The 12,320-nt window shown below is 61.4% G+C and carries 12 protein-coding genes; 4 read left to right on the forward strand and 8 right to left on the reverse strand.

Translation table 11 applies throughout. The features are described 5' to 3' along the window. Positions 1–54: 54 nt before the first annotated feature. Positions 55–2,382 (reverse strand): outer membrane protein assembly factor BamA, encoded by a 2,328-nt coding sequence (bamA, locus tag EL199_RS04695; RefSeq protein WP_004139235.1) that lies wholly within the window; start codon positions 2,380–2,382, stop codon positions 55–57. Between the two features lie 66 nt (positions 2,383–2,448). Here bamA and EL199_RS04700 point away from each other — a divergent pair, with 66 nt between their 5' ends. From EL199_RS04700 to EL199_RS04710, 3 genes are all read left to right on the forward strand, one after another. Further along, entirely contained in the window at positions 2,449–2,811 is a 363-nt protein-coding gene (locus tag EL199_RS04700; RefSeq protein WP_004139237.1) for a YbaN family protein, read from the forward strand. After that, the gene (aat, locus tag EL199_RS04705) at positions 2,804–3,454 is read left to right on the forward strand and encodes a leucyl/phenylalanyl-tRNA--protein transferase (RefSeq protein WP_004139239.1); all 651 of its coding nucleotides are present in this window, start codon (positions 2,804–2,806) and stop codon (positions 3,452–3,454) included. Before EL199_RS04700 ends, aat begins: the two co-directional genes overlap by 8 nt. A 105-nt stretch (positions 3,455–3,559) precedes the next feature. After that, entirely contained in the window at positions 3,560–4,099 is a 540-nt protein-coding gene (locus EL199_RS04710) for an NADPH-dependent FMN reductase (RefSeq protein ID WP_004139241.1), read from the forward strand. 139 nt (positions 4,100–4,238) lie between these two features. Here EL199_RS04710 and mutS read toward each other — a convergent pair whose 3' ends face one another. From mutS to EL199_RS04730, 4 genes are read right to left on the reverse strand one after another with little or no spacing between them, the layout of a single operon-like run. Next, positions 4,239–6,827 (reverse strand): DNA mismatch repair protein MutS, encoded by a 2,589-nt coding sequence (gene mutS / locus EL199_RS04715; protein WP_004139242.1) that lies wholly within the window; start codon positions 6,825–6,827, stop codon positions 4,239–4,241. A gap of 38 nt (positions 6,828–6,865) precedes the next feature. Next, positions 6,866–8,263: a replicative DNA helicase gene (gene dnaB, locus EL199_RS04720; protein ID WP_004139243.1), complete on the reverse strand. Its 1,398-nt coding sequence runs from the start codon at positions 8,261–8,263 to the stop codon at positions 6,866–6,868. Then, complete coding sequence (locus tag EL199_RS04725; protein ID WP_004139244.1) at positions 8,263–8,994, reverse strand: lysophospholipid acyltransferase family protein; 732 nt, start codon at positions 8,992–8,994, stop codon at positions 8,263–8,265. The genes dnaB and EL199_RS04725 overlap by 1 nt, the downstream gene beginning before the upstream one ends. Beyond that, positions 8,994–9,545: a D-glycero-alpha-D-manno-heptose-1,7-bisphosphate 7-phosphatase gene (locus EL199_RS04730; RefSeq protein WP_004139245.1), complete on the reverse strand. Its 552-nt coding sequence runs from the start codon at positions 9,543–9,545 to the stop codon at positions 8,994–8,996. The genes EL199_RS04725 and EL199_RS04730 overlap by 1 nt, the downstream gene beginning before the upstream one ends. A gap of 122 nt (positions 9,546–9,667) precedes the next feature. On the opposite strand from EL199_RS04730, the gene EL199_RS04735 reads away from it, so the two are divergent. Then, entirely contained in the window at positions 9,668–10,351 is a 684-nt protein-coding gene (locus EL199_RS04735; RefSeq protein ID WP_004139246.1) for a hypothetical protein, read from the forward strand. A 9-nt stretch (positions 10,352–10,360) separates the two neighbouring features. On the opposite strand, the gene EL199_RS04740 is transcribed toward EL199_RS04735, so the two are convergent. Genes EL199_RS04740 through trmD form a run of 3 tightly spaced genes read right to left on the reverse strand, consistent with a single transcriptional unit; the run spans position 10,361 to position 12,319 of the window. After that, positions 10,361–11,212 (reverse strand): 3'(2'),5'-bisphosphate nucleotidase CysQ family protein, encoded by an 852-nt coding sequence (locus tag EL199_RS04740; RefSeq protein ID WP_004139247.1) that lies wholly within the window; start codon positions 11,210–11,212, stop codon positions 10,361–10,363. Beyond that, positions 11,205–11,567 carry a 50S ribosomal protein L19 gene (gene rplS / locus EL199_RS04745; RefSeq protein WP_004139248.1) on the reverse strand — a complete coding sequence of 121 codons (363 nt, stop codon included), beginning with the start codon at positions 11,565–11,567 and terminating at the stop codon, positions 11,205–11,207. The genes EL199_RS04740 and rplS overlap by 8 nt, the downstream gene beginning before the upstream one ends. Continuing rightward, positions 11,564–12,319, reverse strand: coding sequence for a tRNA (guanosine(37)-N1)-methyltransferase TrmD (trmD, locus tag EL199_RS04750; protein WP_004139250.1), 756 nt, complete (start codon positions 12,317–12,319; stop codon positions 11,564–11,566). The genes rplS and trmD overlap by 4 nt, the downstream gene beginning before the upstream one ends. Position 12,320: the final 1 nt, after the last annotated feature.

Consider the following 12,320-nt stretch of genomic DNA (forward strand, 5'->3'; position numbering starts at 1 on the left):
TAACCCCACCCCAGCCCTCCCCCGCAGGGGGAGGGGGCAGTTCCGCAGGATATATTAGAAGCCCATGCCGAAGCTGAACTGGAAGGCTTCGGTGCTGTCGCCTTTCTTTTTGTTGAGCGGGACGGCGTAGCTGAGGTTGAGCGGGCCGATGGGCGACATCCATTGCAGGAAGAGGCCGGTGGAGTAGCGGAATTCGCCGGCGTCAAAGTCGCCCACTTTGTTGTACACGTTGCCGAAGTCGAGGAAGGTACCGACGCGGACGTTGTTGGATTTTTCGTCGCTTTTCCACGGCATCATGAGTTCAAGGCCGCCAGTGGTGCGGAAGTCGCCACCGCTGTTGTCGCCGTTTTGGTATCTGGGGCCAAGCGAGCCGTATTCGAAGCCGCGCAGGGTGTTGAGGCCGCCTGCGTAGTAGTGGCGGTAGAACGGCAGGTCTTCGGTTTTGCCGTAGCCGCCGCCGTAGCTGATGTCGCCGCGCAGGCCAAGCAGCAGGGTTTTGTCGCTGTTGAGCGGGAAGTAGGTGCGGTTGCGGTAGCCGAGTTTGTAGTAGGTGTCGCTGCTGCCCGGTAGGGTGACTTCGCCGCTGATGCGGTTCAGGCTGCCGGAGGTCGGCAGGTAGGTGTTGTCCTGGGTGTCTTTGCTCCAAGAGAGGGTGACGACGCCTTCGTTGTAACGGCGGCCGTTTTGGTTGAGGTAGTCGGTGATTTCGCTGGCGACGTCTTTGCCGGTGTTGATTTTGAGGTTGCGGTAGCCGCCGCCGAAGTACACGTTTTGGTATTCGGTGAGCGGGTAGCCGAAGGTGACGGTGGCGTCCATGGTGTCGGCCGCCCAGTCGGAGAGGCGCTCGCGGCGGTAGTTGGTTTTGGTGTAGTCAAAGGCGTAGTTGATGCTGACGCCATCGGCGGTGAAGTACGGGTCGGTGAAGTCAAAGCCGTAGCTTTCTTCGGAGGAGCTTTTGCCGAAGTTGATGCCCAAGCTGTTGCCGGTGCCGAGGAAGTTGTTGTCGTTGTATTTGATGTTAAAGAGGGCGCCGCTGCTCTGGCCGTAACCGATGCCGCCTTCGATGCTGCTGGTGCTGCGCTCTTTGATTTTGTATTCGAGGTCAATCTGGTCGGGCGAGCCGGGCACGGGGCGGATTTCCTGCTCCAGCGATTCGACTTGCGGCAGGCGACGCAGGCGTTCTTCGGAGCGAGCGACGTCCGAGCCGGAGAAGAGGCTGGCTTCTTGTTGGCGCAGCTCGCGGCGCAGGACGCGGTCGTAGGTTTTGTTGTTGCCGGTGAAGCCGATTTGGCGCACGTAGGTTTTGATGCCGGGGGTGACGAGGATGTCGAGGTTTACTTCGCCGCTCAGTTTGTCCACGTCCGGGACGATATTGACTTGCGCCTGGGCGTAACCTTCGTCGCCGAGGCGGACGCGCAGCGCGTCGGTGGTTTTGCGGATTTCGCTGCGGTTGTAGCGGTCGCCGGATTTGAAGGTGACGAGCGATTCGAGTTCGGATTGCGGCACGATGAGGTCACCTTTGAACTGGTGGCCTTTGACGCGGTAAACCTTGCCTTCATCGACGTTGATGGTCAGGTATATCCACTGGCGGTCGGGCGAGAGCGAGACCTGGGTGGAGGTGACTTTGAAGTCCATGAAGCCGCGATCCTGATAGAAGGATTCGAGGCGGTCGATATCGGCCTGCAATTTGTCGCGGTCATACTGGTCGGATTTGGTCAGCCAGGAATTCCAGCGCGGCGTGCTGGTGTCGAACAGACCGAGGAGCTGGCTGTCCGGGTAGATTTTGTTGCCGACGAAGTCAATGCTTTTGATACGGCTGGAGCGGCCTTCGCTGATGTTGAGGTCGATGGCGACGCGGCCGCGCGGCAGTTGTCGCACTTTCGGGTCAATCTTCACTGCATACTTGCTGCGCGCCTGATATTGTTCGGTCAGCTCCTGCACCAATTGCTGCAACATCTGCGGGTTGTATGCCTGTCCTTCGGAAATTCCGGCGGCGGCAAGCGCCTTTTGCAAATCTTCCGATTTCAGGTCGCGGTTGCCCTGGAGTTTGACTTCGGCAATGACCGGAAATTCTTCAACCTGCACCACCAGCACATTCCCCTCGCGGGCGAGGCGCACCTGCGAGAACAGGTTGGCTTTATACAGCGCATCAATCGCTTGCGCGCTGTTGTTCATATCGAAGCGGTCGCCCGGCGCTACCGGCAAATACGTGAAAACCGTACCAGCGGAAATGCGCTGCAAACCTTCAATACGGACGTCAGAAACCTGAAAAGACTCGGCCAAAGCCGAAGCTGAAAAAAACAAAGCGGCGGCATAAGGGAAAACCCGCATCATCAGCATGTTGCGCATAGAAAAAACCACGTAGGAAAGAAAAGGCGGCATAATAGCAAAGGGACGGGAAGACTGGCAACGCCGCGACCGTCCCGCCTCCCTCCATCTGAGTCCCCCATGACCCGACACCTATGGAACCTCGCCGGATTCCTCGCCTTCCTCTTGGGCCTGATTGGCCTGCTGCTGCCCATCATGCCGACTGTGCCGTTTCTTATCGTCGCCGCTTGGTGCTGGGCGAAAGGCAGTCCGCGTTTCCACCGCTGGCTCACCGAACACCAGCATTTCGGCCCCGCCATTGCCGCCTGGAACGAACGCCGCGCTGTGCCACGCAGCGGCAAAATCGCTGCCAGCCTGATGCTTGCCGTCTCCGTCAGCATCACCCTCTACTTCCTTGGCGACCGCTATTTCGCCTTTATCCTGCCACTTGTCCTCCTCATTCTTGCGGTGATGATCTGGGTCTGGAGACTGCCCGATGCTTGAAACCCGCTACCGCTTCCCGCCTGCCGACCGTGCCGACGAAGACGGCCTTGTCGCGCAAAGCGACCACATTGACGCCGAAATGGCCTTCACCGCGCACAGTCAGGGCATCTTCCCGTGGTACAACCCCGGCGACCCCATCCTCTGGTGGAGTCCCGACCCGCGCGCCATCATCCCCACCGCCGCCATCCACACCAGCCGCAGCCTGCGCAAACACATGCGCCGGATGACCTACCGCCTGACGCTGGACACCGCCTTTACCGCCACCATTGACCACTGCGCCAGCAGCCACGGCGCCACCTGGATAACCCCCGTCATGCGCGCAACCTACCTCACCCTGCACGAACAAGGGCGCGCGCACAGCTGCGAACTGTGGCAAGACGACGAACTCGTTGGCGGTCTCTATGGCGTCGCGCTGGAGCGCATCTTCTGCGGCGAATCCATGTACAGCCTGCGGCCGTCGGCCTCAAAAATCGTCCTCGTCCAGCTCTGCGCCTGGCTTGCCGCGCACGGCATTGACACCCTGGACACCCAATTTCTCACCCCGCACCTTATCAGCATGGGCGCCATTGCCATTCCGCGCCGCGACTACCTCGCCCGCCTCACGGACAACCCGGACAAGCACCGCGGCCGCTGGCAGATATAATGCCCATGCTTCCTCACCCCGGGGTGGGAGCAAGCGTTTCATCGGCGATGCCCCTTACCCCATCGCAAACCAACCATCACAAACCCAACCAACCGGAGAACCCGCATGGCCAAAATCCTCTGCTTCTGCGCCAGCAACAGCCAAAAATCCATCAACCACGATCTGCTCGTCGCAGCCTGCGAGCTGGTCGAAGGCCACGAAAAAACCTACAGCGCTCTGCGCGACATCGACCTGCCGCTCTACTCGCTGGATATCGAAGCCGAAGAAGGCTACCCCGAAGAAATTCAGGCCTTTTACGAACTGATTGAGGCGCACGATGCCGTCATCATCGCCTGCCCCGAGCACAACGGCGCGACGCCCGCTGCCTGCAAGAACCTCATCGACTGGGGCAGCCGCTATGCCAACAGCCAAAGCCACAAACTCTTTGCCGACAAGCCCGTACTGCTGCTTTCCACCTCGCCGGGTGAAAAAGGCGGCGCAAGCAACCTCGCCCTGCTGAACAAACTGCTTGGCTACCAGGGCGCGAACATCGTCGGCCAATACAGCCGCGGCAGCTACGGCCAGCACTTCACCGACGGCAAGGCTGACGCGGAAACGCAAACCGCATTACACGAAGCATTAAAGCCACTGTTGGCGCAACTCTAAAGCGGCAGAAAACCGCCTGCGCGCGCGAGATTGGAATTCCTGCGCGAAACTGTCTGAAAGAAACCCCGCGCCAGCGGGGTTTCGTTATTTCGCGCTTTGTAGTCTGCGTGGGTTGGGTTAGGCGAAGTCGTAACCCAACCTACGGTTTCGGGTTTTGTAGTTGTTGTTTCCAGCGGTAGATGAGTTCGTGGGCGGCGCGCGGGGTGAGTTCGTCCGGGTTGGTCAGCGCCAGTTCTTCCGCGAGCGCTTGTAGTTTGGGGTCAGGGGCGGCGGGGGCGGGTGCGGTGAGTGGCAGCAGTTCGTTTTGTTTGAGGCGCGGGCTGCCGTGGTCGCGGCGGGTTTCCAGTTGGCGGAGTTTGGCGGTGGCGGCGTGGATGGTATCCACCGGCACGCCCGCGAGCCGCGCCACTTGCAGGCCGTAGCTTTTGCTCGCCGCCCCTTCTTCGACGTGGTGCATGAAGATGATGTTGTCGTGGTGTTCGACGGCGGCGAGGTGGATGTTTTTGATGTTTTTGTGGGTTTCCGCCAGTTCGGTCAGCTCGAAGTAGTGGGTGGCGAACAGGGTCAGCGCGTGGTTCTGGCTGGCAAGGCGTTCGGCGGCGGCCCAGGCGAGCGAGAGGCCGTCGTAGGTGCCGGTGCCGCGTCCGACTTCGTCCATGATGACCAGGCTGTGCGCGTCGGCGTTGTTGAGGATGTTGGCGGTTTCGGTCATCTCGACCATGAAGGTGGAGCGGCCGCCGGCGAGGTCGTCGCTCGCGCCGATGCGGGTGTAGATGCGGCGCAGGTCGCCGATGCGCGCGCTTTTCGCCGGGACGTAGCTGCCCGCGCAGGCGAGGATGAGGATGAGCGCCGCCTGGCGCATGTAGGTGCTTTTGCCGCCCATGTTGGGGCCGGTGATGATGTGCAGTTGGCGGCGTTTGTTGAGGTCGAGGTCGTTGGCGATGAAGGGTTCGCTCAGGTGTTGTTCGACCACGGGGTGGCGGCCTTGTTCGATGTGTAATAGCGGCTCTGCGTGCAGGCTGGGGCGCTGGTAGTGGTTTTTTTCGGCGAGGTGGGCGTAAGCAGCGAGGGTGTCGGTTTCGGCGAGGGCGCGCGCGCAGCGGTAGAGGGCGTCGCGGTGTTGGTCGAGCGCGGCAAGGAGGGCTTCGTAGTGTTGTTTTTCCAGCGCGAGTGCCTGGTCGCGTGCGCCCAGTACTTGGTCTTCGAGGGTTTTGAGTTCTTCTGTGATGTAGCGTTCGCTGTTTTTCAGGGTTTGGCGGCGTATCCAGTGCAGCGGGGCGAGGTCGCTTTGGCTGCGCGGGATTTCGATGTAGTAGCCGTGGATGTTGTTGTAGCCCATTTTCAGGTTGTTGAGGCCGCTTTTTTGTTTTTCGGCGGCTTCTAGCTGGGCGAGGATGCTGTGGCTGTCGTGTGCGAGTTGGTTCAGGCGGTCGAGTTCGGCGTCGTAGCCGGGGGCGATGATGCCGCCGTCTTTGGTAATAAGCGGCGGGCTTTCGACCAGCGCGCGCGTCAGGTGTTCGGCGACGGGGGCAAGCGCCAAGAGCGCCGGGTGGTGCGCGGCGAGCAGGGCGGAGGTTTGCGCGGCGGGGGCGAGGTGGGCGGCGATGTCCGGGCAGCGGTTTAGGGTGTCGCGCAGTTGTGCCAGTTCGCGCGGGCGGGCGCTGCCGAGGGCGATGCGGGTGGTGATGCGTTCGATGTCGGCGCTGTGGCGCAGGCTGTCGCGCAGGGCGTCGCGCTCATTGCTTGCCAGCAGGGCGGCGACGGCATCGTGGCGGGCGGCAATGGCTGTGTGGTCGCGTAAGGGGCGGTTGATCCAGCGTTTGAGGTTACGGCTGCCCGCCGGGGTTTGGCAGTGGTTGATGCTGCCGATGAGGCTGCGTTTGGCGTCGCCGCCGAGGGTGTATTCGAGTTCGAGGTTGCGGCGGCTGGCGGCGTCGATGGTGAGGCTGTCGTCGCGGTTTTCGCGCTGCGGCGGGGCGAGCGGCGGCAGGGTTTGTTTGTGGGTGTCGTAGAGGTATTGCAGCAGGCAGCCGGCGGGGCGGATGGCGGGGTCGTCGTCTGCGATGCCGTAGCCGTTCAGGGTTTTGGTCTGGTAGTGCTGGAGGAGGAGGTTCAGGGCGCTGTCGGCGTCAAAGTACCAGTCCGGCTGGCGGCGCGGGCGTTTGTTGGCGCCGAGGTCGGGCAGGCGGGCGCTGTCCGGGATGAGGATTTCTGCCGGGCGCAGGCGCTCGATTTCGCTTTTGAGTGCGTCCAGTGTCAGGGTTTCGCTGAGGTGGTAGCGCGCGCTGCTGATGTCCGCCCAGGCGAGGTGGTAGTGTTCGCCGGTCGGGGTGAGGCAGAGGAGAATGTTGTCACTGGCTTCGTCCAACAAGGCTTCGTCGGTGAGGGTGCCGGGGGTGATGATGCGGGTGACGGCGCGCTCGACCGGCCCTTTGGCAAGCGCCGGGTCGCCGATTTGTTCGCAGATGACGGCGGTCTGGCCTTGTTTGACGAGTTTGGCGATGTAGTTGTCGATGGCATGCACCGGCACGCCCGCCATCGGGATGGGTTTGCCCGCGCTTTGGCCGCGGGTGGTGACGCTGATGCCGAGGAGTTCGCCGCCGCGCCGCGCGTCGTCAAAAAAGAGTTCGTAGAAGTCGCCCATGCGGTAGAAGACGAGGGTGTCCGGGTAGTCTTTTTTGATGCCGAGGTATTGTTGCATCATCGGCGTGTGCGCGGCGTGTTCCATGGTGTGTGAGGGTTGTGATGAGAGGGGAGGGCAGGGGGTCAGTTATCAAATCCTTCTTGTATCGCGCCGCCGTAGCCGTGCGCGAGGTCGTTGAAGCGCAGGTACTGTCCCTGAAAGCTCAGTTTGACTGTGCCAATCGGGCCGTTACGCTGTTTGCCGATGACGATTTCGGCGATGCCTTTTTCCGGCGAGTCGGGGTTATAGACTTCGTCGCGATAGACGAACATGATGACGTCCGCGTCCTGCTCAATCGCGCCGGATTCGCGGATGTCGGACATGATCGGCCGCTTGTTCGGGCGGTTTTCCACTTGGCGCGAGAGCTGCGACAGGGCTATCACCGGTACTTCCATTTCTTTGGCGAGCAGTTTGAGCGCGCGCGAGATTTCGCCGACCAGCGCGGCGCGGTTGTCGTTTTTGCTGTCCGGCAGTTGCATCAGTTGCAGGTAATCCACCAGCACCAGCCCCAGCTCGCCCACGTCGCTTTTCAGCCGGCGCACGCGGGCGCGCAGGTCAGTGGCGGTGAGGTTGGAGCCGTCGTCGATGTAAATCGGCGCGGTTTGCAGTTGGCTGACGGCGATGGTGAGTTTGCGCCGTTCGTTTTCGCCCTTGATTTCGCCCTTGCGCAGTTCGGACTGGTCGATGCTGCCGAGCGAGGACATCATCCGCAGTACCAGCGCGCGCGCGGGCATTTCCAGCGAGAAGATGGCGACCGGCAGTTTGGCGCCGATGGCGACGGCTTCGGCGATGTTCATCGCGAAGGTGGTTTTGCCCATCGAGGGGCGGCCGGCGATGATGATGAGGTCGCCCGCCTGCAAGCCGGCGGTCATTTTGTCCAGGTCTTTGAATCCGGTGGGGATGCCGATGACGTCGCTGCCGCGCCGCCCGATTTCCTGGATGTAGGCGACGGTGTCGGCCAGCACGGTTTTCATCTGGTGGAAGCCGTCGCGCGTGTTTTTCTGGTACTGGTTTTTGATGTCAAAGACGCGCTGTTCGGCGCTGTCCAGCAGTTGCGCCGCGCTGCGTCCTTCCGGGAAATAGACGCTCTGCGCGATGTCGCCGCTGCTTTTCAGGAGCGCACGCAACACCGATGCCTCGCGCACGATGTCGGCGTAGGCGACGACGTTCTGCGCCGTGCCGAAGGCATCGGCGAGACTGGCGAGGTAGGCGGTGCCGCCGGTGTTTTCCAGCTCGCCGCGCTCGCGCAGCGCATCGGCGACGGTCACGATGTCCAGCGGCTGGCTGCGTGCCGATACCGCCTCCATCGCCTGAAAAATCAGTTGGTGCGCGCGGCTGTAAAAATCCACCGCTTCCACCCGTCCGGCGACGCGGTCCCACATCTCGCCATCAAGCAGCACGCCCGCCAGCACCGCCTGTTCGGCGTCCTGCGACTGCGGTGGTTGGCGCAGGCGTTCTTCTTGTTGTTCGAAATCGGCCATCAGGCTTCTCCGCGTCGGGTTTTTTCGGCAGCGACGAGGCGGGCGCGGGTGTCGTTAATCCAGGTTTCGGCGATGGCGTTGAGTTCCGCCGGGGTTTTGCCGTGGGGGTCGATGGGCTCGCCGACGACGACGTGCACGGTGCCAGGGTGCATCAGGCCGCGTTTCGGCCAGAATTGTCCAGCATTGTGCGCGACCGGCACGGCGGGTACGCCCAGCGCCGCGGCGAGCCGCGCCGCCCCCGCCTTAAACGGCAAGGGCGCGTCAAACGGCGCACGCGTTCCCTCTGGGAACAAAATCACCGAATAGCCCGCGCCAATGCGTTGCCGCCCTTCCTCAATCACCTTCTGCATCGCCTGCCGCTTGTTCTTGCGGTTGATGGGAATCGGGTGCAGCACCGCCAGCGCCCAGCCGAAAAACGGCAGCCACATCAGCTCGCGCTTCAGCACCCACACCTGGCGCATTTTGAGCTTCGGCAAAAACGCCGTCTCCCAGGTGGACTGGTGATTGACCATTAACACGCAGGCGCCGGGCGGCATCTTCTCCAACCCGTGAATCTGCCACTTGATGCCGCAAATAAGCCGCGCCAGCCAAATCGTGCTATAGCCCCAGCCGAAAGCGAGGCGCAGCCGCAGCGGAAACGGCAGAACAATCAGGCAGACAATAAAAACCGTCCACAGAACCGTCACCGGCACAAACAAAATCTTGAAAATCCAGGTACGCAAAACCAGCATCACGCCGCCTCCTTCAACCAACAATCCACCGCCGACTCCACATTGGCATACACCGCGACATCATCCAGCTTGCCGCGCCACTTATGCGCCACCGCGCGCCCGTTGCCCGTTTTCACCAACACCGGCACCGCCCCGGCGGCGCGCGCCGCCTCAATATCGGCGAGACTGTCGCCGACAAACGGCACGCCAGTGAGCGCCACGCCAAAATGCGCCGCCTGATCGAGCAACATCCCCGGATTGGGCTTGCGCCACGGATGCGCCGCATCGGCGCTGGCGCAGAAAACAATGCGGGCAATATCGCCGCCGAACTCGCGCACGACCAAAAGCAGCCGCGCATGAACCTGCGCCAGCATCGCCTCGTCCAGCGCGCCACGGGCAATCGCGCCCTGATTGGTGCAAACGCCGACGCGGAATCCGGCACGGGTCAGCCGCGCAATACCGCGCAGGGCATTGGAAAGCAGGCGCAACTCCTCCGGGCGGCGCACCAGCGCGTTTTCATTCAACACGCCATCGCGGTCAAACAGCACCAACTTCTTGGAAAAATCAAACATTTACAACGAAATTCCGTCAGTAAAAACAGGCGCGAAGTGTAGCACAAGCGGCTCGCCGTACCGCGAAAGTCTTGGCAAAGCGTGATAGGCTGGCGACTCTCTCGCATAAAAAGGAAAACCGTATGAACGCCCTGCTTGGTCTCACCGCACCGCGCCGCCTCAGCGCCGTCCGTCCGCAAGGCACCGCACCCGAACTGAAATTCGCCGCCGCCTGCTTTGTCAGCTTGCTGCTGTTATTGTTGATTTGGCTGGGGCGTAGCGGTGCGGTTGGCAAAATCCTGATGAGTATCGCATTACTCGCCATCGTCGCCTTTTTGTACCGGCTTTTTGCCAAGCCCAAACTTGACCCCGTTTACGGCAAAATTTTGCGCGCCCGCATTTCGGAAGCGGTGTGGAAAGACCGGATGCTGCGCGACTTTACCTTGAGCGACAAGCAGAAAGCCGCGCTCGATGAAGCGCTGCGCGATTGGCTCATCATCCGCCGCCAATGCGATGCACCAGTCGCGCAACCTTCGCCGTATGTCGAGCAACTATGGCTGGCGCTGCACAATCAACCCGGCTGGTTGCAAGCGGTTGGCGAGCGTCCGGCGCCGTCCACCAGTCTCTGTACCAGCCGCAACGGCATGCTCATCTGGGCATATGCCTGCACGCTGCAGGGCGTAGAGCCGGGCAAGCCTGCTTTTTTGCCGCGCTTGTGGTGCGTGGATCTCTTGCTGGATAAAGGGGAATTTGCCGAAGCCGCCGCGCAGGCGAAATTGCAACATTGGGCGGCGGCGTACCAAGAAGCGCAGACGCGGCGTTATTGAAGCGCGGTTTTAGGCGCTGGCGGCGAGCGTTTCTTGCATGGACGCAAAGTGGCGTTGCAGCGCTGTCTCATTAAAGCCCGCACCATAGGCGAGGAAGGGCGGATTGATGCTGTCGCCCTTGCCATATTGGGCCAGGTGGTTGCCCAGCAGACGCAGGCCGCCGCCCGCTTCATGCAGCAGGATGTCGCCGGCGGCGATGTCCCATTGGCTGGTGGTGGGCGAGAGTTTGGGATAGAGGTCGGCGTCGCCTTCGGCAATGGCGCAGAATTTGAGCGCGCTGCCACGGCAGACGTGCTGATAGTCGCCAAAATTGCGGGTGAGGTAATCGCGCATGCGTTTGCCGAGATGGGCGCGTGCGGTGATGATGGTGAGCGGCGATGGCGCGGTGCGGCAATGCAGGCGGCGGGTATTGCCAGCCGCGTCGGTTTTGTACGCGCCCTGACCGCGCAAGGCGAACCAGTAGTCGCCGCTGATGGGCGCGTAAATAAAGCCAAGCGTCGGGCGGTGTTGCTGGATGCGGGCGATGACGATGCAGAATTGCCCGGTGTTTTCGATGAATTCGCGCGTGCCGTCGATGGGGTCAATCAGCCAGTAGTCGTCCGGCGGATTTTGGTGGACGGCAGCATCGGATTCTTCGCTCAGGCAGGGGAGGTCAATGACGCGCGGCAATTCGCGGATAAGGATGTCGTGCGCGGCGAGGTCGGCCGCGGTGAGCGGGGTGTGGTTGCTTTTTTGCTGAATGCGGTAGCTGTCAGGCCGCTGGTAGAACGACAAAATCGCTGCCCCGGTTTTTTGTCCGAGAGCAGCGATTTGTTTGACAAGGTGCTGCGCGTCAGCGCCCAAAAGGTGCCGGTCAGGCACTTTTTTTGGTATCGAGTTTTTCGGTAATACGCGCTGCTTTGCCTTCGAGGCCGCGCAGGTAGTAGAGTTTGGCGCGACGTACGTCACCACGGCGTTTGACGGTGATGGAATCCACGAGCGGGCTGTGGGTTTGGAAAACGCGCTCAACGCCTTCGCCGTGAGAGATTTTGCGCACGGTGAAGGAGGAACCAATGCCGCGGTTGCGCTTGGCAATGCACACGCCTTCAAACGCCTGCAGACGTTCGCGGTTGCCTTCGCGGACTTTGACTTGTACGACCAAGGTGTCGCCAGGATTGAAGTTCGGCAGGTTCTGTTTGAATTGTTCCTGTTCCAGGGTGTCAATGATGTTGCTCATGACGGCTCTCCAAGATGCTGTTCGGTTAGAAATTCGTTAAGTAGTTTTTGCTGCGCGTCGCTGAGCTCAAGTTGGTTGAGGATGTCGGGACGATGCAAAAAAGTTCTGCCCAACGCTTGTTTCAGGCGCCATCTGGCGATGAGCGCGTGATTGCCGCTGAGCAGAATTTCAGGGGCGCGAATTTTAGCAGTATTTTCCGGGCGTGTATAGTGCGGATGGTCCAGCAATTTGTGGTGAAAGGAGTCTTCCGCAGCGGAGGCGGCATCGCCCAAAACGCCGGGAATGAGGCGCAACACAGCATCAATAATGATTGCAGCGGCGATTTCACCGCCGGAGAGGACGAAGTCGCCGATGGAGATTTCGGCGTCAATGTGTTCGTCGATGAAGCGCTGGTCAAGGCCTTCGTAGCGCCCGCACCACAGGGCGATGCGCGGTTTGCGCGCAAGCTCGGCGGCGAGTTCGTGGTTGAAGGTCGTGCCTTGCGGGCTGAGGTAGATGTGCAGCGGTTTGTCGCCGTCAGCATTGATGGCGGCAGCGGTACGCGCCAATGGTTCGTATTGCATCACCATGCCGGGGCCACCGCCAAAGGGACGGTCATCGACACGCTGGTGGCGGTCGTCGCTGTAGCTGCGGGGATTCCAGTAATGCAGGCTGGCGGGCGCATCGTTTTTGGCAAGCGCACGTCCAACGACGCCTTGGTCGAACCAGTGGCGCACAAGCTCGGGGAAGATGGTGATGATGTCGATGCGCACG

This window comes from Cardiobacterium hominis (assembly GCF_900637305.1).
Classification (GTDB): Bacteria; Pseudomonadota; Gammaproteobacteria; order Cardiobacteriales; family Cardiobacteriaceae; genus Cardiobacterium; species Cardiobacterium hominis.